This window comes from Myxococcus stipitatus DSM 14675, from assembly GCF_000331735.1.
GTDB lineage: Bacteria > Myxococcota > Myxococcia > Myxococcales > Myxococcaceae > Myxococcus > Myxococcus stipitatus.
Genome location: NC_020126.1, coordinates 8,395,703 through 8,421,009 on the forward strand (window position 1 = coordinate 8,395,703; position 25,307 = coordinate 8,421,009).

19 protein-coding genes are annotated in these 25,307 nt (G+C 69.1%); 5 read left to right on the forward strand and 14 right to left on the reverse strand.

All coding sequences use genetic code 11. The features are described from left to right. The first annotated feature begins 35 nt into the window (after nt 1–35). On the forward strand, nt 36–6,500 hold the full coding sequence (locus MYSTI_RS32240; protein WP_144370193.1) for a DUF6982 domain-containing protein: 6,465 nt from the start codon (nt 36–38) through the stop codon (nt 6,498–6,500). Between the two features lie 87 nt (nt 6,501–6,587). On the opposite strand, the gene MYSTI_RS32245 is transcribed toward MYSTI_RS32240, so the two are convergent. Both MYSTI_RS32245 and MYSTI_RS32250 read right to left on the reverse strand, forming a co-directional pair. Next, nucleotides 6,588–7,202, reverse strand: coding sequence for a YceI family protein (locus MYSTI_RS32245; RefSeq protein ID WP_015352018.1), 615 nt, complete (start codon nt 7,200–7,202; stop codon nt 6,588–6,590). A 31-nt stretch (nt 7,203–7,233) separates the two neighbouring features. Further along, nucleotides 7,234–8,109, reverse strand: a complete 876-nt coding sequence (locus MYSTI_RS32250; protein WP_015352019.1) for a dioxygenase family protein — start codon at nt 8,107–8,109, stop codon at nt 7,234–7,236. Between the two features lie 138 nt (nt 8,110–8,247). Here MYSTI_RS32250 and MYSTI_RS32255 point away from each other — a divergent pair, with 138 nt between their 5' ends. Beyond that, nucleotides 8,248–9,885 carry a sigma-54-dependent Fis family transcriptional regulator gene (locus tag MYSTI_RS32255; RefSeq protein ID WP_015352020.1) on the forward strand — a complete coding sequence of 546 codons (1,638 nt, stop codon included), beginning with the start codon at nt 8,248–8,250 and terminating at the stop codon, nt 9,883–9,885. Nucleotides 9,886–9,888: 3 nt separating this feature from the next. On the opposite strand, the gene MYSTI_RS32260 is transcribed toward MYSTI_RS32255, so the two are convergent. From MYSTI_RS32260 to MYSTI_RS32295, 8 genes are all read right to left on the reverse strand, one after another. After that, complete coding sequence (locus MYSTI_RS32260) at nt 9,889–10,611, reverse strand: rhomboid family protein (RefSeq protein WP_015352021.1); 723 nt, start codon at nt 10,609–10,611, stop codon at nt 9,889–9,891. A gap of 144 nt (nt 10,612–10,755) precedes the next feature. Continuing rightward, the gene (locus MYSTI_RS32265) at nt 10,756–10,956 is read right to left on the reverse strand and encodes a hypothetical protein (RefSeq protein ID WP_015352022.1); all 201 of its coding nucleotides are present in this window, start codon (nt 10,954–10,956) and stop codon (nt 10,756–10,758) included. A gap of 213 nt (nt 10,957–11,169) precedes the next feature. After that, entirely contained in the window at nt 11,170–11,385 is a 216-nt protein-coding gene (locus tag MYSTI_RS32270; protein WP_044900806.1) for a hypothetical protein, read from the reverse strand. Between the two features lie 32 nt (nt 11,386–11,417). Continuing rightward, nucleotides 11,418–12,614, reverse strand: coding sequence for an acetyl-CoA C-acetyltransferase (locus tag MYSTI_RS32275; protein ID WP_015352024.1), 1,197 nt, complete (start codon nt 12,612–12,614; stop codon nt 11,418–11,420). Between the two features lie 64 nt (nt 12,615–12,678). Next, nucleotides 12,679–13,326 carry a hypothetical protein gene (locus MYSTI_RS32280; RefSeq protein ID WP_015352025.1) on the reverse strand — a complete coding sequence of 216 codons (648 nt, stop codon included), beginning with the start codon at nt 13,324–13,326 and terminating at the stop codon, nt 12,679–12,681. A gap of 91 nt (nt 13,327–13,417) precedes the next feature. Next, complete coding sequence (locus MYSTI_RS32285; protein ID WP_015352026.1) at nt 13,418–14,074, reverse strand: 2-hydroxychromene-2-carboxylate isomerase; 657 nt, start codon at nt 14,072–14,074, stop codon at nt 13,418–13,420. Between the two features lie 142 nt (nt 14,075–14,216). Further along, nucleotides 14,217–14,645, reverse strand: a complete 429-nt coding sequence (locus MYSTI_RS32290; RefSeq protein WP_015352027.1) for a hypothetical protein — start codon at nt 14,643–14,645, stop codon at nt 14,217–14,219. 38 nt (nt 14,646–14,683) lie between these two features. After that, nucleotides 14,684–18,259: a protein kinase domain-containing protein gene (locus tag MYSTI_RS32295; RefSeq protein ID WP_233278027.1), complete on the reverse strand. Its 3,576-nt coding sequence runs from the start codon at nt 18,257–18,259 to the stop codon at nt 14,684–14,686. A gap of 566 nt (nt 18,260–18,825) precedes the next feature. On the opposite strand from MYSTI_RS32295, the gene MYSTI_RS32300 reads away from it, so the two are divergent. The 3 genes from MYSTI_RS32300 to MYSTI_RS32310 all read left to right on the forward strand — a co-directional run bounded on the left by MYSTI_RS32300 (nt 18,826) and on the right by MYSTI_RS32310 (nt 21,983). Next, nucleotides 18,826–19,245: a response regulator transcription factor gene (locus tag MYSTI_RS32300; RefSeq protein WP_015352029.1), complete on the forward strand. Its 420-nt coding sequence runs from the start codon at nt 18,826–18,828 to the stop codon at nt 19,243–19,245. 227 nt (nt 19,246–19,472) lie between these two features. After that, nucleotides 19,473–21,128 (forward strand): L-glutamate gamma-semialdehyde dehydrogenase, encoded by a 1,656-nt coding sequence (gene pruA / locus MYSTI_RS32305; protein ID WP_015352030.1) that lies wholly within the window; start codon nt 19,473–19,475, stop codon nt 21,126–21,128. A 6-nt stretch (nt 21,129–21,134) separates the two neighbouring features. Further along, on the forward strand, nt 21,135–21,983 hold the full coding sequence (locus MYSTI_RS32310; protein ID WP_015352031.1) for an aldose epimerase family protein: 849 nt from the start codon (nt 21,135–21,137) through the stop codon (nt 21,981–21,983). Nucleotides 21,984–22,021: 38 nt separating this feature from the next. On the opposite strand, the gene MYSTI_RS32315 is transcribed toward MYSTI_RS32310, so the two are convergent. From MYSTI_RS32315 to MYSTI_RS32330, 4 genes are all read right to left on the reverse strand, one after another. Next, a complete protein-coding gene (locus tag MYSTI_RS32315) occupies nt 22,022–22,861 on the reverse strand; it encodes a hypothetical protein (protein WP_015352032.1) in 840 nt (279 codons plus the stop codon). Between the two features lie 3 nt (nt 22,862–22,864). Next, a complete protein-coding gene (locus MYSTI_RS32320) occupies nt 22,865–23,425 on the reverse strand; it encodes a hypothetical protein (protein ID WP_015352033.1) in 561 nt (186 codons plus the stop codon). Then, nucleotides 23,317–24,252, reverse strand: coding sequence for a hypothetical protein (locus MYSTI_RS32325; protein ID WP_015352034.1), 936 nt, complete (start codon nt 24,250–24,252; stop codon nt 23,317–23,319). Before MYSTI_RS32325 ends, MYSTI_RS32320 begins: the two co-directional genes overlap by 109 nt. 107 nt (nt 24,253–24,359) lie before the next feature. Further along, nucleotides 24,360–25,295, reverse strand: coding sequence for a LysR family transcriptional regulator (locus MYSTI_RS32330; RefSeq protein ID WP_015352035.1), 936 nt, complete (start codon nt 25,293–25,295; stop codon nt 24,360–24,362). Nucleotides 25,296–25,307 lie beyond the last annotated feature (12 nt).

Sequence of the window (25,307 nt, forward strand, 5' to 3'; positions counted from 1 at the left end):
CAGCAAGGTGACGGATGTCGGACACGCGCGCAGCCATGAGAGAATTTCGCTTCCTCGACGAGAAGCGAAAACTGGGAAGCCTGTCTCCCATCGAGGAGGCACGCTGGGGCGAGCTGCGCGCGCACCTGGGCGTCCAGGACACCCCCGCGCCCGAGGCCGCCGCCTGGCAGCAGGAGGCGGCGCCCCAGGGCTACTACGCCGCCGACGGCCAGTGGTACGCCTACCCCGCCGGCTACGCCCAGCAGCCCCAGGGCTACTACGGCGCGGATGGCCAGTGGTACGCCTACCCCGCCGACCCGGCCTACGCCCAGCAGCCCCAGGGCTACTACGGCGCGGATGGCCAGTGGTACGCCTACCCCGCCGGCTACGACCCGAATCAGGCCTACGCGCAGCAGGGGTACGATCCCAACCAGGCCGCCTACACGCAGCCGGGTTACGACCCGAACCAGGCCTATGCGCAGCAGCAGGGCTATGACCCCAACGCGGGCTACCCGGGCTACGACCCGAACCAGGCCTACGCCCAGCAGCAGGGCTATGACCCCAACGCGGGTTACCCGGGCTACGACCCGAACCAGGCCTATGCGCCGCAGCAGGGCTATGACCCCAACCCGGGTTACGCCGAGGGCTGGCCTGCCGCGACCCAGGATGCCCAGGGCGTCGAGGGACAGGAGGCGTACCACGCGGGCTACGAGCAGGCGCCCCAGGACCCCGCCGCCTACGCTCCGCACCCGTCCGCGGAGCCGGAGAACCTGGCCCTCAGCACGGATGACATCGACATCCCCGCGCTGAGCGAGCCCGCGCCGTGGATGCCCCCCAGCCCCACGCCCGTCCCCATCGCTCCCGCGTCGGCCACGTCGACGTCCGCTTCGTTCGCGGATGTGCTCGAGGATTCGGGTGCGGAAGGTGACGTGGGGGGGCTCGACGCCCCTTCGTTCGACACGGTGTCCGCGGAGCTGGAGATGGCGGCGGCCCCGGAGGAGGACTTCGGGGAGCTGGATGCACAGGCGGAGCCCGTGGCCGTGGCTCGCGAGCCGGAGGCGTCGCTCGAGTCGTCCTTCGCCGACCTCTCTCTCGAGGTCGAGTCGGCGCCGATGGATGTCTCGGACTCCGTGCTCGAGGTGGCGTCGTCCGACTCCGAGCTGGAGGTGCCGTCGTCGGAGATCGAGCTGGTCGACGCCTCGGGTGACAGTGAGCCGGTGCTGGCCGAGGAGCGCGCGCCCGCGCCCCTGGACGAAGCGTGGGCTTCCGCGCCGCTCGCCGTGGATCCGCTCGAGTCCGCCGTGGAGGAGCTCGCCGACGCGAACGACGTCATCGACGTGGGGACCATGGATGTGGCCTCGCTCGAGGCGGGGGATGGGGATGTGACGTCGAGTGGCGCGGAGCTCGCGCTCGATGCGTCCGACATGCTCGAGCCCGTCGCTCCGGAGTCGAGCCTCGAGGAGCTGTCGGCTGAGTCCTCCACCGCCACCGAGGACGGGGCGGCGCGGGGTGGGATTGACGCCTCGGTGGAGGAGATTGCCCTCGACGTGGGTGCGTCGGGTCTGGATTCGAGTGTCGATGCGTCGGCCGAGCTGGAGGCGCACGACGCGGCTCCGCTGGAGGCCGACGCGTGGACCGCGTCGATGGAGACGGAGTTCACTCCGGAGCCTTCCGCGTCGGTGCTGGATACGGAGTCCGCGCCCGAGGAGCACCTGAGCGCCGAGCCGGTGGCCGCGGGCGAGGCGCCGACTTTCGACGTGGCGGAGCTGGGGGCGGAAGAGACGCTGTCCTCGGAGACGTCGCCGTTCGATTCCACGACGGTGCCGTCGCTGGAGATTCGTTCGGTGCGCGTGGGGCCGGATCTCCAGGCCGATACCGTCGAGGTCGACACCGATGCGGCGGTCCTCCCGGAGGTTGGGGCGCGGTCCGGTGAGCAGGGGTCGACTCCGTCCGAGACGTTCGACCTGAGTGGCAGCCCCGAGGATGCGGTGCCCCTCGCGGCGGCGGGTGACTTCCTCGGGTCCGAGCAGTTCGCGGGCTCGAATGACCGAGGAATGGAGCTGCCTCCCGAGGGCTCCGGTGAAGGTGATTGGAGCGCGCAGTCGAGTGAGCTGGAGCCGCTCGCGAGCAGCGCGGGAATCGTCACGGAGCAGTACGCGACCGAGGATGCGGCGGCCATCGAGCTGCAACCCGAGTGGGCCGCTACGGCGGATGCGTCCACGGCGGGAGCGTCGGAGTGGAGCGAGAGCACCGCGCAGGCAGGTTCCGACGTCATCGAGCTCCAGCCCGAGTGGGCTTCCGCGTCCAGCGAGGCCGCGCCGGAGAGCAATGCGGTGGAGGGTGTCGTTGCCCTCGACGCGAGCGAAGCGGTGGTCGAGGAAGGACAGCCCGAGTGGGCATCGTCCACGAGTGAGTCGGCCCCCGAGGGCTCGGCTCAGGTGGAGTGGGCCGCGTCGGCAAGTGAGGCCACTGCGGCGCAGGCTGAGTGGACTGCCACCACCGAGGAACTCCCCGCCGATGCGGTTCAGGCGGAGTGGGCTGCGACGGCTGGCGACGCCACTGCGGCGCAGCCTGAGTGGTCCGCTACGGCAGAGGAGCTTCCGGCTGACGCGGTTCAGGCGGAGTGGGCTGCAACGAGCGAAGAGCTTCCGGCTGACGCGGTTCAGGCGGAGTGGTCCGCCACGGAGAGCGAGTCCGTCCCTGAGTCGGCTGTCGCCGCCGAGGAACTCCCCGCTGATGCGATTCAGGCGGAGTGGGCACCCAACGAAGCCGCGCCGGTCTCTGGTGAGGCCCAGCCCGAATGGGCCGCAACTGCCGAAGAGCTTCCCGCTGACGCCGTTCAATCGGAGTGGTCCGCTTCGGCGAACGACCCTGCGACCACAGCTGCGCAGCCGGAGTGGTCCGCCACGGCCGAGGAGCTTCCCGCTGACGCCGTTCAATCGGAGTGGTCTGCCACCGCAGACACGCCCGCGTCAGACAACACGCAGCCCGAATGGTCCGCGTCCGGCGAAGAGCTTCCCGCTGACGCCGTTCAGGCCGAGTGGGCATCCACGGAAGGCGCTCCTGTTGTGGGCGCCGCGCAGCCTGAGTGGTCGACCGGCACCGAGGAGCTTCCCGCCGATGCCGTGCAAGCGGAGTGGGCAACCACTGAAGGTGCTCCCGCAGCCGACACCACGCAGTCTGAATGGGAGGCCGCAGCCGAGGAGCTTCCCGCTGACGCCGTTCAGGCAGAGTGGGCCCCCGAGACCAGCACGTCCGTAACCAGTGCTGCGCAGCCCGAGTGGGCGGCTGCTGCCGAGGAAATTCCCGCCGACGCCGTTCAGGCAGAGTGGGCCCCCGAGACCAGCACGCCCGTAACTGGTGCGGCACAGCCCGAGTGGTCCGCGACGGTCGAAGAGCTTCCGGCCGACGCCATTCAGTCTGAGTGGGCAGCCAACGCGAACGAGCCTGAGGTCGGCTCCGCTCAGCCCGAATGGAACGCCTCGGCCGAAGAAGTCCCGGCCGCGGGGGTCCAGAGTGAGTGGTCCTCCACGGCCGAAGAGCTTCCCGCTGATGCGGTCCAAGCTGAATGGAGCAGCACGGCGAACGAGTCCGCGTCCACCGCACAGCCTGAGTGGGCCGCCGCCGATGAGCTTCCCGCCGATGCTGTTCAGGCCGAATGGGGCGCGACCGAGAACGCGCCCACGTCCGCTCAGCCTGAATGGTCCGCCGGAGCCGAAGAGCTTCCCGCTGATGCCGTTCAGGCCGAATGGAGTGCGACCGAGAACGCGCCCGCGTCCGCTCAGCCCGAGTGGTCCGCCGCAACCGAGGAGCTCCCCGCCGATGCGGTTCAGGCTGAATGGGGCGCGACCGAGAACGCTCCTGCTTCCGCGCAGCCTGAGTGGTCCGCGACAGCCGAAGAACTTCCCGCCGACGCCGTTCAGTCGGAATGGAGTGCGACGGAGAACGCTCCTGTCTCCGCTCAGCCCGAATGGGCCGCCGGAACCGAAGAGCTCCCCGCCGATGCCGTTCAGGCGGAATGGGGCGCGACCGAGAACGCTCCTGCCTCCGCGCAGCCTGAGTGGTCCGCGACAGCCGAAGAACTTCCCGCCGATGCCGTTCATGCCGAATGGAGCGCGACCGAGAACGCTCCTGCCACAGCACAGCCTGAGTGGGCCGCCGCCGAAGAGCTTCCCGCTGATGCCGTTCAGGCCGAATGGGGCGCGACCGAGAACGCTCCTGCCTCCGCGCAGCCTGAGTGGTCCGCGACAGCCGAAGAACTTCCCGCCGATGCCGTTCAGTCGGAATGGAGTGCGACGGAGAACGCTCCTGTCTCCGCTCAGCCTGAGTGGTCCGCGACAGCCGACGAACTTCCCGCCGACGCCGTTCAGTCGGACTGGAGTGCGACGGAGAACGCTCCTGTCTCTGCTCAGCCCGAATGGGCCGCCGGAACCGAAGAGCTTCCCGCCGATGCCGTTCAGGCCGAATGGGGCGCGACCGAGAACGCTCCTGCCTCCGCGCAGCCTGAGTGGTCCGCCGCCGAAGAGCTTCCCGCTGATGCCGTTCAGGTCGAATGGGGCGCGACCGAGAACGCTCCTGCCTCCACACAGCCTGAGTGGGCCGCCGCCGAAGAGCTTCCCGCCGATGCCGTTCAGGCCGAATGGGGCGCGACGGAGAACGCTCCTGCCTCCGCGCAGCCGGAGTGGTCCGCGACAACCGAAGAACTTCCTGCCGATGCCGTTCAGGCCGAATGGGGCGCGACCGAGAACGCTCCTGCCTCCGCGCAGCCGGAGTGGTCCGCCGCAACCGAAGAGCTTCCCGCCGACGCAGTCCAAGCGGAGTGGGAGACGAATGCGAGCACTCCCGCGGCGGGTGTCACGACGCAGCCCGAATGGGCCGCGACGGCTGAAGAGATCCCCGTCGATGCTGTGCAGCCGGAGTGGTCCGCCACTGTCGAGGAGCTTCCCGCCGACGCAGTCCAAGCTGAGTGGGACACCAACGCGGTAGCCGCCGCACCTGGCGCGGCTCAGCCCGAGTGGTCCGCCACGACGGAAGAACTCCCCGTCGACGCAGTCCAACCGGAGTGGGCCACCCACGCAGGGGCGCCCGTTTCCGGCGAAGCACAGTCGGAGTGGTCGGCGGCAACGGAAGAACTCCCTGCTGACGCGGTCCAGTCCGAGTGGGACTCCACCGCGAACGCCCCCGCCACCGCGCAGTCCGAGTGGTCCGCCACCGCGAACACCTCCACCACAGCCCAGCCCGAGTGGTCCGCCACCGCCGAGGAACTCCCCGTCGACGCCGTTCAGTCCGAGTGGGACTCCACCGCGAACGCCCCCGCCACCGCGCAGCCCGAGTGGTCCTCCGAGGAACTCCCCGCCGACGCGGCACAACCCGAGTGGTCCTCCGCAAGCGCCCCGGTGACCGAGGCCGCCCAGCCCGAGTGGTCCGCCGAGGAACTCCCCGCCGACGCCATTCAGTCCGAGTGGGACTCCACCGCGAACGCCCCCGCCACCGCGCAACCTGAATGGGCCGCCGAGGAGCTCCCCGCCGACGCCATCCAGTCCGAGTGGGACGCCACCGCGAACGCCCCCGCCACCGCGCAGTCCGAGTGGGCCGCGCCCGGCACCGAGGCCGCCTCCACCTGGAGCCCCCCGGAGCCCGAGGCCACTCCCGAGTGGAGTGCCTCGACCGACAGCACGCCCACCACCGAGCCCTGGAACAGCCCGTCCGTCGACGTGGAGCCGACCCTCGAGCTGTCCACCGAGGAGCAAGCCCCCGCCGAGGTCATCCAGGTCGAAGAGGAAGTCGCCTGGTCCGAACCGCCTCCGCCCCAGACCAAGCCTTGGGTCTCCCGCGACAGCAGCCCGTTCGGCATGCCCGGGAAGGACTACTCCGCCCCCACCCCGACGCCCGTCCTCACCTCGCCGCCCCATGCGCCCCTCATGGAGGAGGCAGAGGAAGTCGCCGTCGAGTTCGAACCGGAGCCGGAGCTCGCTGAAATCGAGCTCGTGGAAGAAGCCGCCGAGCCCGAAGCCGCGCCGCCTCGCAGCGCCACCGCCACCGCGGCGGCGGCCCTGAGCGCCGCGCTGCGCCCCTCCGCGCCCCCTCCCCCGCCGCCGGCCGCGACCCACGAGCCCCTCTTCGAGGAAGAGCCCGCCATGGGCACCTCCTCCTTCGTCGAGGGCGAGCACAAGGTCATCATCCACACCGTCGAAGGACAGGTGAAGCGCGGCACCATCCGCGACGCCGACCTGCTCGACGAGGTCATCCTCCTGGAGCAGCAGAGTGGCTTCGCCGCGGAGCCCATCCCCGGCAAGCGCCTCAAGGCCATCTTCTTCGTCGTCCCCGCGGGCACGCGTCACCCGCCCGCCGAAGGCCAGAAGATTCGCGTCACCTTCAACGACGGCCGCCAGGTCGCGGGCTTCTCCCTCGACTTCAAGAGCAGCACCCCGGGCTTCTTCGTCGTCCCCGCCGACCAGCGCACCAACACGCCGCGCATCTTCATCTACCGCGCCAGCGTGCAGGCCGTGACGGAAGGCTGAGCCTCCAACACCCAGCACCCTGAAACGACAAGAGGGGCCCCCACCACCGTGGGGAGCCCCTCTGTCATTCAGCGGTGAAAGCAACGACTACTTCTTCGGCGCCGCGGCCTCGGGGGCCTTCTTCACCAGCGACAGGTCCAGGTTCACCGTGACTTCCTCACCCACCGCCACGCCGCCCGTCTCCAGCGCCGTGTTGTAGGTCAGGCCGAAGTCCTTGCGGTTCACCTTGGTGGTGGCCGACACGCCCGTGCGGGTGTTGCCCCAGGGGTCCTTGGACTCCTTCGACGGGCCCGTGACGTCCAGGACCACCGGCTTGGTGACACCGTGCATGGTCAGGTCGCCGGAGATCTTCAGCTTGCCCTCGCCCGCCTTCTCCACCTTCTTCGACTTGAAGGTGATGGTCGGGAACTTCGCCACGTCGAAGAAGTCCGGCGCGCGCAGGTGCTCATCGCGCTTGGCGTTCGCCGTGCTCACCGACGCCGCGTCCAGGGTCGCCTCGACGGTGGACTTGGTGATGTCCTTGTCGTCCAGGTTGACGGTGCCTTCCTTGATGTTGAACGAGCCATTCACGTTCGACACCATCATGTGCTTCACCGTAAAGCCCGCGCTGGAGTGAGCCGGGTCCACGTTCCACGTGGAGGCCAGGGCCAGGGACGGCAGGGCCACCAACAGGGCAATCGCGCTCTTCAGGGTCGTCTTCATAAAGGGGGTGCTCCTCGAGGAACTACGGGGTTCAAGCGCGCAGCGCGAAGCTGCGCATCGACAAGGTTCCGTGATGGAAGCCCTCGAACACGGGGGTGATGCGGTCTTCGGGGAGGGCGGCTCCGAGGACGAAATACAGCGGCAACAAATGCTCGGCCCTCGGATGCGCGAGCCTCCCATTCGGTGCATCCAACCATGATTGCAGGCCCGTGAAGTCGCGCGCCTCCAGCTTCTGCGCCACCCACGTGTCGAACGCCTGCGCCCACGGCTCCGGGGACGCATCCTTGTGGTGGAAATTCACCCGGCGCAAGTTGTGGACGATGCCGCCGCTGCCCATCAACAGCACGCCCTCCGCGCGCAACGGACGCAGCGCCTCGCCCAGCTTCGCCACCTCCGCGGGGCTCGCATCCAACGGCATCGACACCTGCACCACGGGGAGCGCTGCCTGCGGAAACATGTGGAGCAGCGGTATCCACGCACCGTGGTCCCAGCCACGATCCGCATCCGCGACAGCCTTCACGCCGGAGGCACTCAGCCGCGACACGATATCCGCCGCCAGCGCGGGAGCCCCCGCCGCCCCGTACCGCAACTGGTACAACGCCTGCGGGAAGCCGTAGAAGTCATGGATGAGCGGAGGCTGGGCGCTCGAGGTGACGCGCACCTCGCCCGGCGTCTCCCAATGCGCGGAGACCACCACCACCGCCTTCGCGCCCCCTGCCCCGTCCCCGAACGTGCGCAGCGCGCGCGGATACGCATCCGCGTCCAGCGCCACCATGGGGGAGCCGTGCGACACGAAGAGCGCCGGAGCAGTCGTCCGGCCGCCTCCTGAACCTCCCCCCAGGACGCCCGCCACCCCCACCGCCGCCGCTCCCTGGAGGACCTCTCGTCTGTCCAAGCCGTCTCCCATGTCGGGCTTCTACTGCAACCCCAGGACCAGCGCCCTCCACCCGCCAACCCCTTGAAATGACGAACCACCTTCCATCGTTCATGCAAAAACACTCTCAAAACGATAGAGAGCGGCATCACTTTGGAAGGGAGCCGACCGGTGGCGGGGCAATTCGAGCTGGGGCTGGAGGAGCTGCTGAGTTTCGAGCCGGGGGGCGGGCTCATCCAGTTCGCGGGGCAGCGGGTGCTGCTCATGGACCCGGTGGCGCTGGGGCTGCTGCGCAAGGAGCTGGTGGGGCTGATGGGTGTGACGGCCGCGCGGGGCATCTTCACGCGGCTGGGCTACGCGCACGGCTGGCGCACGGCGGAAGCCATGAAGACGGCGGTGGCGTGGAAGGAGGAGTCCCAGTGGCGCCGCGCGGGCGGACGGCTGCACACGCTGCAGGGCCAGGTGCGGGTGGAGCGCGTGGAGCGCAAGCCCGAGGAAGGACCGGAGCCCTTCGCCGAGGCGCAGTGGCGAGACTCCTACGAAGCCGAGCAGCACCTGCTGCACCTGGGCCAGGCGGACCACCCCGTGTGCTGGAGCCTCACGGGCTTCGCGTCCGGCTACATGAGCTACGTCAACGGGCGCGAAATCTACTGCACGGAGGTGCGCTGCGTGGGCATGGGGGACGCGGCGTGCCGCATCGTCGGCCGCCCGTCGGAGGAGTGGAGCACCGAGTGCAAGGAGGTGCTGCGCTTCTATGAGACCCAGTGCATGGAGGGCGTGCTCGGGCAGGTGACGGACGCGCTGAAGCAGGCCGAGCGGAAGCTGCGCGCCAAGCGCCAGTCGCTCGCGCGCGTGGGCGTGACGGAGGACCCCGCGGGCATGGTGGCTCGCGCGGAGGCGATGCTGCGAGTCATCAACCTGGGCCGTCGCGCGGCCAAGGTGGACTCCACGGTGCTCGTCACCGGGGAGAGCGGCGTGGGCAAGGAGCGCATCGCCCGCCTCATCCACGACGAGTCCACGCGCGCGCACAAGGCCTTCGTCGCGGTCAACTGCGCCGCCGTCACGGAGAGCCTCCTGGAGAGCGAGCTGTTCGGCCACGCGCGAGGCGCCTTCACCGGCGCCACCCACGACCGGCCGGGCCTCTTCGAGGCCGCGCACGGCGGCACCCTCTTCCTGGACGAAGTGGGCGAGGTGCCGTCCTCCATGCAGGCCAAGCTCCTGCGCGCGCTCCAGGAGAAGGAGGTGCGGCGCGTGGGAGAGAACACCAGCCGCAAGGTGGACGTGCGCGTCGTCGCCGCCACCAACCGGGACCTCGCCGAGGAGGTGCGCGCGGGCCGCTTCCGCCAGGACCTCTACTACCGCCTGCGCGTCATCGAGCTGCGAATCCCGCCCCTGCGCGAGCGCCGCGAGGACATCCTCCCCCTGGCCCGCCTGCTGCTCGCCGAGGCCGCCGAGCGGCTGGGCCGCAAGGTGACGGGGCTCTCCCCCGACGCCGCGGACCAGCTGCTGCGCTACGCGTGGCCGGGCAACGTGCGCGAGCTGGGCAACGCCCTGGAGCGCGCCGTGGCGCTGTGTGAAGGCACGCGCGTGGAGCGAGAGGACCTGCCCGAGGAGGTCCGCGCCGCGCCGCCCAGCCTGGTCCCCAGCGGCAACCCGCGCCGGCTGGAGGACATGGAGAAGGAATACATCCTCGCGGTGCTGGCGCAGAACGCGGGCAACCGCGCGCGCACCGCCGAGCAGCTCGACATCGGCGTGGCCACGCTCTACCGCAAGCTCAAGCAGTACGGCCACCCGGAGGCGGCCCACTGACGCTCAGTTGAGGAACTGGTCCCGGTCCGGGCGGTCCTTCGGCACCACGTGCAGGTGCTTGGACCGCTCGCGCAGCTGGCGCTGCAGCCGCCAGTGCTGGAAGTGCAGCAACAGCCGCTTGGGGCTCGCGCCGCGCACGTACGCGAGCACCAGCAGCATGGCGACGATGTGCGGCAACTGGCTGGCGAACCCCGCCGTCAGCACCCGCAGCAGGACGAAGCCCGCGCCAATCGCCGCGAAGGCATTGCCCGACAGCGGGATGCCCCAGAAGTTCGTCTGCCCCTTGCCCATGGTCAGCCCGTAGGCCACCCACAGCACGGAGCACATCACCCAGCCGCCCTGGAAGGCGTACGGCATCGGGATGAAGAGCGCCGCCAGGCCCAGCAGGTAGCCCGCCAGCGCGGTGCAGCCCACGGCCACCATCAACAGCCGCTTCGAGCCCCAGTACCCCTCCAGCCAGCCGCCAATGGACCACAGCAGCATGGCGCCGAAGATGATGCTGAGCGGCTCGCTCTCGATGAAGGCGTAGGTGAGGGGCTGCCAGATGAAGAGGTGGCCGAACACACCGCTCGGCATCAGCAGCAGGAAGCTCCCCTGGGCGCGCAGGAGCAGGTACATGACGGACCCCGCCACCAACCCCACGGCCAGCTTGGACGACATGGACTCCAGGCCGGGCAGGCCGAATCCTCCTCCGCCCCTGCCGCCGAAGCTGCGCATCGGTCGCATCCTTCCTCCACTCCGGGTTCAACAGCCGGTCAAAGGTGGTGGAACCCGCGCCGCTTCGCAACCCCAAATGACGAAGGGCGCTCCACCCGGTCCCCGGGAGAGAGCGCCCTCACACGCCGACTCAATGCGTCGCCTGGCGACGACTCAAGCCTTCGCGCGGTAGAAAATCGTGATGGTCAGACAGTGGAACTCCTTGTCCGAGGACTGGGTCACCACCTTGTCGACCACGTCGATGTTGACCAGATTCTCCTTGAGCCACTTGGTGATGTTCTCACCCATGTTCTCGCGGTCACGCGCGAGCGTGGTGGAGAACACCTTGACTCCCGTGAAGCTCGTAACGCCCATTCCGACCCTCGGTCTCAAGCTGAGATTCTGGACGTTTACCCCGAGACGATTCCGCCATCAAGAAACGGGCCCGATTTACCGGCTTCTGGAGGGCCTGGACCCCCACCCAAGCCCCGGGTCCAGGGCCTCCCGCCCACCGTTTCGCAGACGACACCCGCCGCCCCCCTCTGCGGGCCAGGGCCCCGCGCGTCCTGGCGCGAGGCCCCGTGGACTTCAGCGGCCCATGCTGGCCCTGCGGCCCTGGCAGGTGACCTCGTCCTTGCAGGCGGGTCCAATGCCTTCCGGGTGGGCGGTGAGCGGCGTCTTGTCGCTCTCCTCCACGCCGCACACCACGCACTTGCGCTTGCGGTTGCGACGCTCCGCGCGGCGCTGCTCGGCGATGGCCTTGGCCCGCTCACGGGCCGTCTTCGCGTCCACCTCGTTGCTCATCTCGCGTCCCGGTTGGAAGTCGTGTGCAGGCATCAGAGCGCCTCGACGAGCACCGCGATGCCCTGGCCGCCCCCGATACAGGCGGATCCGATACCATAGCGGCCACCGCGACGCTTGAGCTCATAGACCAGCGTCGTGGTGATGCGCGCGCCAGAGGCGCCCAGCGGGTGGCCCACCGCGATGGCGCCGCCGTTCACGTTGGACTGCTCGCGCGGCAGGCCCAGCTCCTTCTCCACCGCCAGGTACTGCGGCGCGAAGGCCTCGTTCACCTCGAACAGGTCCATGTCGGTCAGCTTCGCCTGCGCGCGCGTCAGCAGGTTGCGGATGGCGGGCGCGGGCCCGATGCCCATCACCTTGGGGTCGCACCCGGCCACGCCCCAGTTCACCAGCCGGGCGATGGGCTTCAGGCCGTGCTTCTCCACGAAGCTGCGCGTGGCCATGACCATGCTGCCCGCGCCGTCGCAGATGCCGCTGGCGGCGCCCGCGTGCACCACGCCGTCCTTCTTGAAGACCTTGGGCAGCTTGCGCAGCCCCTCCACGGTGGTCTCCGGACGGTTGTGCTCGTCCTTGGCGACCACCGTCTCGCCCTTCTTCGTCTTGAGCGTGACGGGCGCGATTTCATCCTGGAAGCGGCCCGCCTCCTGCGCGGCGGCGAAGCGCTTCTGGGTGAGGACGGCGTACTCGTCCACCTGGTCCTGGGTGAGCGAGTAGTCCACCGCGAGCTGCTCGGCGGTGAGCGCCATCGGGTTGCCGGTGTAACTGTCCGTCAGCGCCGTCCAGAGCATGTCCTCCAGGTTGCCCTTGCCCAGCGGGAAGCCCCAGCGCGCGCCGCGGATGACGTGGGGCGCCTGGCTCATGGACTCGGTGCCGCCGGCGAGCACGCAGTCGGCCTGCTCCGTGAGCATCAGCTCCGCGGCGGTGATGAAGGCCTGGAAGCCGGAGCCGCAGAGGCGGTTGACGCCCAGGGCCGGCACGGGGACGGGGACGCCGGTGCGCAGGCCCACGTGGCGCGGCAGGTAGATGGCGTCCGCGCTGGTCTGCACGACGTTGCCGTACACGATGTGCTGGACGAGCTCGGGGGAGACCTTCGCCTGCGCGAAGGCGGCCTTCGCGGACTCGACGGCGAGGTCGGTGGCGCTGAGGTCCTTCAGGCTGCCGCCGTAGGTGCCGAACGGGGTGCGCTTGCCAGAAAGAAAGAAGATTTCCTCGGTCTTGGACACGCTCTTCATGGTGCTCGTCTACCTACTCTCAAGGGGCGCGCGGTGCACGCACGCAGTGACGGGGCGGCGGGGTTCAGGACGCGCGCTGCCCCAGGAAGGCGCTGGCGACGATGGCAAGCGCCATCACCGTCCACAACAGTCCTTGCAGATTCTGTCGGCGTATCTCCTTCCGACCGAGCCCGCGATACCACGAACGCCCGGCCTCCACCCGACCTTCCCAGGTGAAGTCACCCGTGGGGGTGACGCCCTCCATGCGGCGCAGGTGGGCGCGGAGCAGGCGCTCAGGGGAAGCGTCCGACAGTGAACCGCTGCGGTAGACACCTGGGAGGTCCAGCGCGGGGCGGCGATAGCCCGCGGTGATGACGAAGCCCTCGGGTGCCAGGGGAGTGAGCAGGTAGAGGCGGGGCTCACCATCCGCGGCTTGATACAGCGTGGCGAAGACACGCTCGCCCGGGTGGGCGAAGTCGTAGGAGCGCGTGGCACGCTGGAGCAGCGGCTTCTCCTCGTGGCTTCCGAGCGCCACGAAGCCAAGCCCCTGGAGCTGCACGGCGACCGTGGCCAGCTCGAGCGGCAGGTCCATCTGGTCCGAGGGGGCCTCGGGCTCGACGCGGACGCTGTGGGGGAAGAGGAAGAGGAGCGCGCGCCAGAAGTTGAGCGACAGCAGGACGATGGCGAGCACCAGGCCCGCGACGACGATGCCCAGGTTGGCGAGGACGTTCATTCGGTGAGCACCTGGAAGCGAGGCGGGCCGCGGGACGGCGGCCCCGCCAGCGGGGCACCCTAGCGGAATCCCGTGCGTCCAGGGTCCCCGTTCAACGGCGGGATGCAGTGGCGGGCAGGTTCTTCCAGCGCTCCAGGAATTCGGACTTCAGGGGGTCCTCGCCCCGGAGGAAAAGCTCCAGGTGTCCGAGGGAATCCAGGCCGAAGAACAGCTCGCCATCGGCGATGACGGTGGGCACGCCGAAGGCACCGGCCGCGATGGCTTCGTCGGTGTTGCGGCGCACGCGGTCCTTGATGTCCTGGCGCTGAGCGGCGGCGAGGAGGGAGGGCGCATCCAGCCCGGCCGCCTGGAGGGCCGTGGCGACCTGCTCGGGGGTCTCCGCGCCGTTGCCGCCGCCCCAGACCTGCGCGAAGAGCGTGGACACGAGCCGCGCCCGTGCCTCGAGGTCATCCACGGCCGCCGTCACGCGCAACGCGAGCAGCGGGACGAAGGGATGCGAGGGAGGCGGGCCGAAGGGAACGCCGAGCTCGTGGGCGATGCGGAAGGTGTGCTTGAAGATGTAGCCGCGCTTGGCGGGCACCTCCGCGGGGCCGATGTTTCCGGTGGCGTTGAGCACTCCAGCGAGCAGCACCGGGACGGGCTCCAACACACGGCCGTGGCGCGCGGCCAGTGCCGGCATCCGCGTCCACGCCAGATAGGCATAGGGAGACAGGTAGTCGAAGCAGAAGCGGAGGGGTGCGAGTGCCATGCGCGGACTCTACCCTCCCCTCGCTGCTCGATTGCGAGCCGGAGGATTCACGCACGAGCGGGTCCATGAAGAGAACAGAGCCAAGACATCCGGAGGGCTCCATGCCCGCTGAAACAATCCGTAACCACCCCACCCCAGAGCCCTACTTCCTCTTCTGCTTCTTGCGCAGCGCCCTCGCGAACTCGGACATCTTGTCGCACAGCGCGAGGAGTTCCTCGCGCGAGAGGACAGGGCAACGCCACTCCAGCGCCCGCATGTGCTGGAGCAGCTCCTCTGGAACGGCCACGCCATGGTGCGCGACGTAGTGCGCGAAAGACGCGGGCCAGAGCCACGTCCCGTCGGTCTGCTGGACATTCAGCGCGATGTGCCGCTCACCCGTGAAGCAGTCCGTGGCACTGCCACTGGCGGCCGCGTACACGCTGGCTGACCTGAGATAGGTCGCGACGAGCGAACGGTGCTCGACGGGAAGCTTCCCTCTGGCCTCGACAATCGAAGGGAGTTCCTCGTCCTCGGGACTGACCTGCCCCAGCTCACGAAAACACCCCACGAGACGAACGGGACACACCAGCATCACCCACTCCGGAAGAAAGGCCGCAAGGCGACGACAGCCTACGCGCTCTGCCGCGCCTCCGCGCTGCGACGGAGCGCACCGCGCAGTGACGCCGCTTGCGCTTGGAGATTGGACGCCCGCGCCTCGGTGAAGGCCGTCTCCGCCGCCTCCAGCTCGGCGACCGCCGCCTCCACCGACGCCGCGCGCTCCGCGAGCGCCAGCCTCACGTGCCCCACCTGCAACACATTGCCCGTCAGCTCCGCCAGCGCGAGCGCCCGGCGCAAGTGCCCCAGCCCCTCGTCGCCCGGGAACAACGCGGCCATCGCCCGACGCGCCAGCACTTCATCCCACGGGTTCGCCAGCACCGGGTCCGTCGCTCGCGACAGCGCCAGCTCCGCCGCCTCGCGCGCGGCCTCCAGGTGCCCCTGCTCCCGCTCGAAGCGCGATTGATAGACACGCAGCAGCGTCTCCATCCGCAGCCCACCCTCACGCGCCGCCGCCAGTGCCCGAGGCAAGGACTGACGCACCGCCGCCGCGTCCTCGAACAACACGTCCCTGCACGCCTGATACGCCCGGACGTGACACTGCAACCACCGGTCCTCGGGCAGCACCCGCGCGAGCGACTCGCCACGCGCCACCACCGCGGCCACGTGCTCGTGCTCTCCGCGCTCCAGGTAGTAGGGCGGCGTGAAGATGGCCAGGTTGCGCTCCATCAACCGCGGATTGCCCAGCCGGCGCACCAGGTCCGTCTTCTCCGTGAACGCGGGCACGAACGCCGCCCCATCCCCCGTGAACGCCGCGCGCGTCACCACCGTGAACAGGTGGAACGCACGCACGTCCGTGAAGCCGTGCGACTCCGCCACCACGTAGCCGTCTCGCGTGGCCTGCGCGTCGAGCGGCTCCCCGCGCAGCGCCAGGTTCATGTTCATCATGTACCCGCCCATCCCCAACGCCCACGCCAACCTGCGCGGCAACCGCCCCATCACCTCGCGCAACCCGCGCAGCCGCGCGAGCTGCTCGAACTGCGCCTCCACCACCCCCGCCGAGCGCCCCGTGTACGCGCTGAGCACCGCGGGCGCCAGGAGCGTCCCCGCGCGATACGGCGACACCTCCGGCTGCTCCACCCTCACCCGCTCGAGCAGCGCATCCAGGTCCCGCGTGCGGCCGACGATCGCCAGCGCCATCCCCTGCAGGATGCGCAATTCCGCCATCTTCCAGAAGATGTCCGCGGGCGACACCTGCGCATCCGCCTCGCGCTCGCGGAACAGCTCCCGCAACCGCGCGGGTCGCTCCTCCTCCGGCGCCGAGCACGCCGCGTCCAGCTGCGCCAGCGCGACCCGCCGCCCCTCCACCAGGTCCACCGTCGAGGACCAGTGCGAGAACAGCTTCTCCGCGAAGGCGAGCGAGCTGGGCGGGTCGCTCGCGTAGCCCACCTCCACCAGCGTCACCCAGATGCGCAGCAGCAGCCTGTCCCGCCCGGGGAAGTCCGGCGCGGCCTCCAGCAGCGTCGACGCCTCCTTGAGCAGCAGCGTCGCCTCCAGCAACGCCTGCGACTCCATCGCCGCGCGGCCCGCGTCCAAGAGCGGACCTATCGCCAGCTCCGGCTCCGTCGAGCGCAGGTAGTGCCACCCCACCGTGCGCGCCAGGTCCGAGCGCTGGTAGTAGAGCGTCTGCAGCGCCAGCGCCACGCGCCCGTGCGCCACGCGCCGCTCATCCTCCACCGTGCTGTCGTAGACCGCCTGGTGCACGGTGTCGTGCGTGAAGACGTACCGGCCCTCCTCCTCCTGGAGGAACTGCCGCTCGACGATGCCGTCCAGCACCGCGAACAGCTCCGTCTCCGGGAGCCCCGCGAGCGCGCGCACCATCGGCAGCTCCAGGCTCCGCCCCGCCGGCGCCAGCCGCCGCAGCAGCGACACCTGCTCCACCGGCGCGGACGACAAGCGCTCCAACACCGCGGCCTGGATGCTCGACGGAAGCGACCGCGTGTCCAGCCCCGCCTGCGCCGTCCACCGGCCGCCCACGCGCGTCAGCGCGCCCTCCTCCACCAGCGCGCGCAGACACTCGGTGGCGAAGAACGCGTTGCCTCCGGTGGTGGCGTGCAGCCTCGCGACGAAGCCCTCCGGCACCTCCAGCCCCGGCAGCGCCAGGCCCACCAGCGTGCCCACGTGCTCGGCGCCCAGCGGCTCCAGGTCCATGCGGCGCGTGAGCTTCTCGTCCACCGTCTGGAACGCCAGGCTCAGCCGGCTCAGCTCCCGCGAGCGGAACGTCCCCACCACCATGCCGCGCGTCCCATGCAGCGCGCGGATGAGCACGTTGAGCACCTCGAGCGAGGCCGTGTCCGCCCAGTGCAGGTCCTCGAAGCACAGGACGAACGTCATCCTCCGCCCCAGCACTTGAACCCACTCCGCCAGCGCCCCGAAGAACCCCAGCTTCTCCTCGCCCGGCACCGGCGCCACGCCCGACGTCTCCGCCGACAACGACGGCATCAGCCGCGACAGCCGAGGCGACAGCCGCTCCATCACGTCCGTGGGCGTGTGCGGCATCAGCGCGCGCAGCGCCTGCGCGATGGGCGTCAGCGGCGCCTGTCCCTCCGCGCGACACTGCCCTCGGCCGAAGGGCAGCTCCGCCAGCTTCGCCTGGAGCTCGAACTCCTGGAGCAAGCGCGTCTTGCCCACGCCCGCCGGAGCCCCCAGCAGCACCGCGCGCGACTGACCCCAGTCCGCTTCGGCCAGGCCGTTCATCAGCGCCTCCAGCTCCGCCGCGCGCCCCACGACCTCCGGGACGTGCAGGTAGCTGGAGCGCGCCGACAGCGGCTCCTCCGGCATGGGCTCGCCGCTGGCGTGACAAAGCGCCTCCATCAGCTCGCCCGCGTCCTGGAAGCGCTCGCGAGGGTCCTTCGCCAGCAACAGCAGGATGATCTCCTCCAGCGCCGGGTCCACCGACACCAGCGTGGAGGGCTTGGGAGGCGGACGCGTCAGGTGCTCGGCCAGGAGCGCCGCGGGCGTGTTGCGCTTGAAGGGCAGCCGGCGCGTCACCAGGTAGTACGCCATGATGCCCAGCGAATAGAGGTCCGCGCGCCCGTCGATGCTCGCGCCGCGCTGCCACTCCGGCGCCAGGTACTCCAGCGTGCCCTTGAGCTTGCCGGGGCTCGGGGTGCCCAACTGGTGCATCACCCCGAAGTCCATCAGCTTCACCGCGCCCGTGCTGGTGATGCGGACGTTGCTCGCCTTGATGTCGCAGTGCACGTACAGGCGCGAGTGGATGAACGCCAGCACCTGCGCCATCTGCAACAGCACCCGGTACAGCGTGCGCGTGTCCAGCGGTGCGTCGCGCGCGAGCGTGCTCAAGTCACTTCCGTCCACCACCTCCATGGTGATGAAGCGGTTGCCCGCCTCCGTCATCCCCCAGTCGAACACCTTCAGCGTGCCGGGGTGCTGGAGCTTCTTCATCGCGAAGAACTCGTGCCGGAACATCAGCACCAATTCCTCCGACTTTCCCGCCGACAAGCCCGAGGGGACCTGCATCTCCTTGAGCGCCACGCGCCGCCGCTCGTGCAGGTCCTCCGCCAGCCAGATGCGGCCCATGCCGCCCTCGCCCAGGAGGCCCTCCACCCGGTAGCGCCCCGTCACCACCATCCCCACTTCCAACGAACGGCGCGCGCCCGCGTCATCCCCCGAAAGCGTGACAGGTGTGCGGATGCGGTCCCCCCACGAGGAGCTCGTAGGCCGGCTTCGCTCGTCCAGGACAGTTGTCTTCTCTTCGTCGCTCACGAAGGCGGGGACCGGAAGGTCGTCAGAATCCAGAAGTCGATGGAATAGCACGTTTCCTTGCATCGGACACCCTCCGTTGGAACGAGGGAATCCGTGCCCACCACACCCAAGACAGGCGACCCCATACGCGTGTGCACGGCTCCCGCGCATCGGCACGCCCGGGGTTGCGTCGGGCAGGCGACATGGGTGGAAGCCCGCGGACTTTCCACGCGGAGACCGGCGTCAGGTGGCGGACGGCGCGGCGCCGCGCACGCTCCGTGAGCCCCACGCCGCACGTCGTGACGCTTTGTGTCCGGAGGTCCCGGGCGGAGCCCCGGGAGGCTGGGGGTGAGGGCAGACCCCTTGTACGAGGGGCGCCATGCGGTGATGCTCCCATCAGGGGCTCGCCCAACCCGGCGCGACGTCCCCACGGGAGGAGGAGCTGGAGCAACGTGAAGCCCAAGGTCCTCATCGTCGAGAACTCCTGGACCATGCGCGAGACGCTGCGCCTGCTCCTGTCCGGGGACTTCGACTGCTCCGTCGCGGCGAACGGTGAGGCGGGCCTGGCCCAGGCGCTGAGCCAGCCGCCGGACCTGCTCCTCTCCGACGTCAACATGGAGGGCATGGACGGCTACGAGCTGTGCCGCCGCTGCCGCCAGGAGCCCTCGCTCCAGCACCTGCCCATCGTCTTCGTCAGCGGCTTCGCGCCTCGCTCGGACACGGACCCCACCCTGCCGGTACCGGACGCCTATCTGGTCAAGCCGGTGAAGCCCGCGCTGCTCATCGCCGAAATCCACGCCCTCCTGCGGCGCGCGAATACCCCCGTGTCGGCGGCGTCCTCCACCACCGCGCAGGCCGCCAACAAGGCCTGACGACGCACCCTGGCGAGAGGCCCGGAGATGGACGCGATGCGTCCAGCTTCTCACGCCCGCCCGAGGTGCCACGGAGCAAGCGCCGCGGGCGGGAAATACCTGTGCATTCCAGGGGTTGAGCGCAGGTGTCCGGGTGCTGACGACAGCGAGCTTCCGCGCTGCCCAGAAGGAGCCGGTTGGTTATGCTCGCGCGCCCTTTTTCCCTGCCCCACTCGAGGTCCATCAGCGTGATCAACGCCATTCCCCGCGTCCCGGCTCCCCGCAACGAGCCCATCCTGCCCTACGCGCCGGGTTCCCCCGAGCGCCGCGAACTCCAGGCCATGCTCAAGCGCATGAGCGGCGAGCAGATTGATATCCCGCTCATCATCGGCGGCAAGCAGGTGCGCTCCGGCAAGACGGACACCGTGCGCATGCCCCACCGGCACTCCCACGTCCTGGCGACGCTCCACGAGGCCGACGCCAGCCACGTGCAGCAGGCCATCCAGGCGGGCCTGGCGGTGAAGAACGACTGGGCGCGCATGCCGTTCGCCTCGCGCGCGGCCATCTTCCTGCGCGCCGCGGAGCTGCTCGCCACGCGCTACCGCCCCATCATCAACGCGTCCACCATGCTGGGCCAGTCCAAGACGGCCCACCAGGCGGAGATTGATGCGGCGTGCGAGGCCATCGACTTCCTGCGCTACAACGTCCACTTCGCCGAGCAGATTCTCGCCATCCAGCCGGAGTCCCCCGCGCAGACGTGGAACATGCTGGACTACCGTCCGCTGGACGGCTTCGTGTTCGCGGTGGCGCCGTTCAACTTCACCTCCATCGCGATGAACCTCTGCACCGCGCCCGCCATCATGGGCAACGTGGTGCTGTTCAAGCCGTCCTCCACGTCGGCCCTGAGCGCCTGGTACTTCATGGAGCTGCTGCGTGAGGCGGGCCTGCCCGACGGCGTCATCAACATGCTCAACGGCGACGGCCCCACCGTGGGCAACCCGGTGATGGCGAGCCCGGATCTGGGCGGCATCCACTTCACCGGCTCCACGCCCACGTTCAACACCATGTGGAAGACGGTGGGCGAGAACATCAGCAAGTACAAGCAGTACCCCCGGCTGGTGGGTGAGACGGGCGGCAAGGACTTCATCGTCGCGCATGCGTCCGCGGCGGACGACCTGGAGGCGCTCGCGGTGGCCATCGTCCGCGGTGGCTACGAGTACCAGGGCCAGAAGTGCTCCGCGGCCAGCCGCGTCTACGTCCCCGAGTCCCTGTGGCCCAAGCTCAAGCCCCGGCTCCAGGCGCTCATCGGCGACATCCGCATGGGCGACGTGACGGACTTCCGCAACTTCATGGGCGCCGTCATCGACGAGAAGTCCTTCAAGAAGGTCTCCTCGTACATCGACCTGGCGAAGCAGGACTCCAACGCGTCCATCGTCGCGGGCGGCGAGACGGACCGCTCCGAGGGCTGGTTCGTCAAGCCCACGCTGGTGCAGTTGAACGACCCGCGTCACCGCATCCTGCGCGAGGAGGTCTTCGCGCCGCTGGTCGGCCTGCACGTGTATCCGGATTCCAAGTACGTGGAGACGCTGCGCGAGGTGGACCAGAGCGCGACGTACGCGCTGACGGGCGCCATCTTCGGGCGGGACCGGAAGGCCATCGACACGGCGATGGATGAGCTGCGCCACGCGGCGGGCAACATCTACATCAACGACAAGCCCACGGGCGCGGTGGTGGGCCAGCAGCCCTTCGGTGGCTCGCGTGCGTCGGGCACCAACGACAAGGCGGGCTCGCTGCTCAACCTCATCCGGTGGACGAGTCCTCGCACCGTGAAGGAGAACTTCGCCCCGCCCACGAAGGTGCCGTACCCCTTCATGGACAGCGACCCCCACGATGGGGGTATCTAGGCTCGCATGAGCCGAGCCTTCCCCGGCATCGCCGGGTTGGACACGTATGCGTTGGTCGACGGTGGGTGCCGCGTGGAGGTGATTCCTTCACGCGGGGCCCTCGTCTCGAGGATGACGGTGGACGGCGACGAGGTGCTCTACCTCGACGAGGCCACCGTGGCGGACCCGGCGAAGAACGTGCGCGGTGGAATCCCCGTGCTGTTCCCCATCGCCGGGCCGCTGCCGGGTGACACGTACCCGGCGGACCGCAAGTCCTTCACGATGTCGCAGCACGGCTTCGCGCGGCGCCTGCCGTGGACCGTGCGGCAGGCGGAGGACTCTCTGCTCGTGGTGGGGCTCACTTCCAGCGAAGAGACGCGCCTCCAGTTCCCGTGGGACTTCGACGCGCAGCTCACCTTCTCCTTGGTGGGTACGCGGCTGACGCTCGACTTCGACGTGGAGAACCGGGACACGCGGCCCCTGCCCCTGCACCTGGGCTTCCATCCGTACTTCCGGGTGCCGGACGCGGCCAAGGCCGTGGCCACGGTGGAGACGGATGCCACGCACGCGTGGGACAACTTCCACAAGCGCGAGGTCCCCTTCACCGGCTTCGACCTCACGCTGCCCGAGGTGGACCTGCACCTGAGGGACCACTCGGGCCCGGGCACCCGGCTCACGCGAGGCCCCGGCGCGCGTCCGGTGCACCTGTCGTGGAGCCCGGAGTTCAAGCTGCTGGTGGTGTGGACGCTGCGCGGCAAGGACTTCGTCTGCGTGGAGCCCTGGACGGCCGCGGGCGGCGCGCTCGCCACCGGTCAGGGCCTGCTGCACGTGGAGCCCGGAGAGCGGGCGTCGCTCGCGTTCGACATCGAGGCGTAGCCCCTTTCGCTACGGGGTCGCCTCCGCACGAGGTGCGCTCACTCCAGCGCCTGACGGCGCCAGTCCCGCCATTCCGAGGGAAGCTCCACCGGGAGCGTCCAGCCGTGAGCCCGCTGAATCGCCTTGTCGAGGAAGACGGGCAGCGTCGTCGGCACGTCGAGCTTGAGCTCTGACCTGAAGTGATTGAACAGGGCCATTCGCCCATCCAGGCGAAGGCCCGCCTCATCCAGCTTCGCGGCGGTCGCGCTCACGACATCGCCCACACAGAGCAAGCCGACGTCAGCGCACCGTCTGACGTCGCTCTTGGAAAGCGAAAGGGACTCGAGAGGGGTCAGGAGCACGTCTCGATGCGCCGCCGAGAGACGAGCGGGCGGAGGAGTGAGCCTGTACACCTCACGCCACTCGAGGCGCATGGTGAAGATGTCCAATGACTTGCGGACCTCGGCCGACAAGGGGTGACCCTGCGCGGCCATCGGCACCGTGCTCGCGGGGAGCACCAGCCCGTGCGTCCAGAAGTAGTTGATGACGAGCCCCAAGGGCTCTTCCCACGAGTAGAGGAGGGTCCACTCGGGCCAGTAGGGATGCAGCATGCGGTCGAAGGTCCACTCATCGACGAAGCCCACCGTCTCGTCGACGCGGATGAAACCAAAGTCCCCGCCGAGGACCAGCACCTTCCTGTCGAAGTCGACACACACGGCCGACCTCACGTCCTCGAGGGACTCCGAGGGCCTCCACCCCAGCGTGTCGCGAATCTCCGCGTCCGTGTACGCGGGCCCTCCGATGAGGAGCTCCAACGCCTGCCTTCCGTCATGGCCGTAGCGGAAGATTTCGGCCTTCCCGCCCTTCAGGAGGACGATGTTCGTGATGCGCCGGGGCATGGCTCAGCCCTTCACTTCCAGGTGCACCATCTTCATCTCGAAGGAGAGGCTGAAGAAGTTCTGACCCAGGAAGGCTTCAATCACGTTGCTTTGGGTGTCATACCCACTCTCCTGCCACTCTTCGCCCGCCTCCATCGGCTCCCCCGGGATGAGCTCTCCCTCGTCGTCGCAGAGCCCGTTGCCGAAGCTCCGGAACCGGACTCGCTCTCCGTCGCGGAAGAGCGAGAACATGTACGTCCCCGACGAATCATCGAAGTGATACGCGAGCACCGCGCCGTGCTTCGAGCACTCCGAGAACTCGTCGACCCAGGCCTCCTGCTCCATCCCCAGGAACTTGCCCATGACGAGCGTCTTCCCATGGACGACAGCCACCGCATGGTCCCAGAACATGTTCTTGGTGGCCTCGTCGAGGTCGATGGGCTCATCGTGGGCAACCGCCCCGACGCCAATCGCTCTCAATGCGGCCAGGCCCGCCTCCCGCAGGACCTCGAACGGCTCCTGGGCCTTCCTGACGTCTCGGGTGAAGTCGTGGTCGATGATGATGCCGCCGAAATTCCAACCCATGTCGTGTCTCCTTCAACCCGACGCCAGTCCTTCCATTCCGGGGGGAGCTCCACCGGGAGCTTCCAGCCGTATGCCCGCTGGACGGCGTTGTTCAGGAAGACAGGCAGCGTCGTGGGCACGTTCAGCTTGAGCTCGTTCCGGAAGTAGCCGAACAGGATGTTTCGCGTCGCCAGCTCCATCTTTGACTCATCCAGCTCCGCGGCGGTCGCGCCCACGACATCGCCCACGAAAACCCATCGACTCGCGAACCGCTCCCGAATCCTCCAGGAATCAAGTCGGGTGAGGAGCACGTCTCGATACTCCGCCGAGAGACGCGCAGGTGGCGGAGTGAGTTTGTACTCCTCGCTCCACAGGTGAAAGAAGGTGATCTCCTCCAAGGAGTCGAGGAGATCTCCGGACACCGGATGATGCAGGTCCTCCACCGGCGGCCGGGTCGAGGGGAGCTCCAGTCCGTGCGTCCTCGCATGGAGAAAGGCCAGTTCCATGGCGTGGCATTCCGCATGGCGGACCGTCCACCCCGGCCAATAGAGAAGCAGCATGGTACGGAGGGCCCACTCACTGACGAAGACGCCCTCCGGGTCGGTCCGGATGAGACCAAAGTCCCCGCCGAGGACCAGTTCCTTCCGCTCGTAGTCCACACACGCGGAGGACCTCACGTCCTCGAGGGCTTCCGAGGCTCGCCACCCCCGCGTCTCGCGAATCTTCGAGTCAATGTACCCAGGCCCTCCGACAAGGAGCTCCAACGCCTGTTTGCCGTCGTGGCCGTAACGAAAGATTTCGGCCTTTCCGCCCTTCAGGATGACGACGTTCGTGATGCGCTTGGGCATGGCTGCGAGACCCCTGGTGGCGAGTATCGAAACAATGACGGACTCGCGGCTCGAATGTCGCATCGGAGCCGAGTGAAACCTTCCGGGTCTCACTCCCCGCATGGGGTCTATCCACCCCGCCCCGCCTTCATCATCCCCTTTGCCAGGGCTTGCAGCTCCGCTCGCAGCCATTGACTGCGCGGCTCGGAGTCCTCGGAGCGGTGCCAGTACAGGTGCAGCTCCAGCCGGGGCAGTGCGAGCGGCATGGGCAGCAGGCGGTTGTCGAGCTCCGCGTTGATCTCCTCCGCCCGCCCGCGAGGCATCGTCAGGAGCAGGTCCGAACCAGACACGATGCGACACGCTGTCTCGTAGTGACGACAGCGCACCGTCACCTCGCGCTGATATCCCAGACGGCTGAGCACCAGGTCCTCCACCGCCAGGCCCGCGCGACGTGAAGACACCGTCACATGTCTCGCGGCCATGTAGGTCGCCACGTCCAGCTTCCTGCGCTTGCGGCTCACCACGCAGAACGCGTCGCGCGTGAAGGCCGTGTGCCGCAGTTCCGCGCTCGTGGGCTGCTCCACGTCGATGGCCAGGTCCAGTCGCCCCGAGGCCAATTCCCGCTCCAGCTTCGCGCGCTCCAGCCTCACGCTGCTCACGCGGGCCTCCGGGCTGACCTCTCGAAGCCTCGCCACCAACCGGGGAACGATGGACGGCTCCAGCATGTCGCTCATCGCCAGCGTGAAGGTGCCTACGTCCCGCGCGGGCTCGAAGCCTCGCGTGTGGTGGACGGCCTGCTGGAGCAGCAGGAGCGCCTCGCGAATCTCCGGGGCCAGCCGCTCCGCCAGCGGCGTGGGCGCCACGCCCCTGCCCTCCCGAACGAACAGCGGCGCGCCCAGTTGCTCTCTCAGCCGGGCCAGCGCGTGGCTCACCGCTGACTGACTGAGGAACAGCACCTCCGCGGCGCGCGTCAGGTTCCGCTCCCGGTAGACCACGTCGAACACCCGGAAGAGGTTGAGGTCCAGGGGCCCGGGCCTGGAGGCCGAGTCATGAACTGGGTTCATGACGACACATGA

Bases quoted from the DNA above. Each gene is read 5' to 3' on its own strand.
- MYSTI_RS32320 (WP_015352033.1), bottom strand. From the start codon at position 23,425: ATGGGTTGGAATTTCGGCGGCATCATCATCGACCACGACTTCACCCGA.
- MYSTI_RS32270 (WP_044900806.1), bottom strand. From the start codon at position 11,385: ATGAGCAACGAGGTGGACGCGAAGACGGCCCGTGAGCGGGCCAAGGCC.
- MYSTI_RS32265 (WP_015352022.1), bottom strand. From the start codon at position 10,956: ATGGGCGTTACGAGCTTCACGGGAGTCAAGGTGTTCTCCACCACGCTC.
- MYSTI_RS32285 (WP_015352026.1), bottom strand. From the start codon at position 14,074: ATGGCACTCGCACCCCTCCGCTTCTGCTTCGACTACCTGTCTCCCTAT.
- MYSTI_RS32290 (WP_015352027.1), bottom strand. From the start codon at position 14,645: ATGCTGGTGTGTCCCGTTCGTCTCGTGGGGTGTTTTCGTGAGCTGGGG.
- MYSTI_RS32245 (WP_015352018.1), bottom strand. From the start codon at position 7,202: ATGAAGACGACCCTGAAGAGCGCGATTGCCCTGTTGGTGGCCCTGCCG.
- MYSTI_RS32260 (WP_015352021.1), bottom strand. From the start codon at position 10,611: ATGCGACCGATGCGCAGCTTCGGCGGCAGGGGCGGAGGAGGATTCGGC.
- MYSTI_RS32310 (WP_015352031.1), top strand. From the start codon at position 21,135: ATGAGCCGAGCCTTCCCCGGCATCGCCGGGTTGGACACGTATGCGTTG.
- MYSTI_RS32330 (WP_015352035.1), bottom strand. From the start codon at position 25,295: ATGAACCCAGTTCATGACTCGGCCTCCAGGCCCGGGCCCCTGGACCTC.
- MYSTI_RS32275 (WP_015352024.1), bottom strand. From the start codon at position 12,614: ATGAAGAGCGTGTCCAAGACCGAGGAAATCTTCTTTCTTTCTGGCAAG.
- MYSTI_RS32325 (WP_015352034.1), bottom strand. From the start codon at position 24,252: ATGCCCAAGCGCATCACGAACGTCGTCATCCTGAAGGGCGGAAAGGCC.
- MYSTI_RS32240 (WP_144370193.1), top strand. From the start codon at position 36: ATGAGAGAATTTCGCTTCCTCGACGAGAAGCGAAAACTGGGAAGCCTG.
- MYSTI_RS32315 (WP_015352032.1), bottom strand. From the start codon at position 22,861: ATGCCCCGGCGCATCACGAACATCGTCCTCCTGAAGGGCGGGAAGGCC.
- MYSTI_RS32250 (WP_015352019.1), bottom strand. From the start codon at position 8,109: ATGGGAGACGGCTTGGACAGACGAGAGGTCCTCCAGGGAGCGGCGGCG.
- MYSTI_RS32280 (WP_015352025.1), bottom strand. From the start codon at position 13,326: ATGAACGTCCTCGCCAACCTGGGCATCGTCGTCGCGGGCCTGGTGCTC.
- MYSTI_RS32295 (WP_233278027.1), bottom strand. From the start codon at position 18,259: ATGGTGGTGACGGGGCGCTACCGGGTGGAGGGCCTCCTGGGCGAGGGC.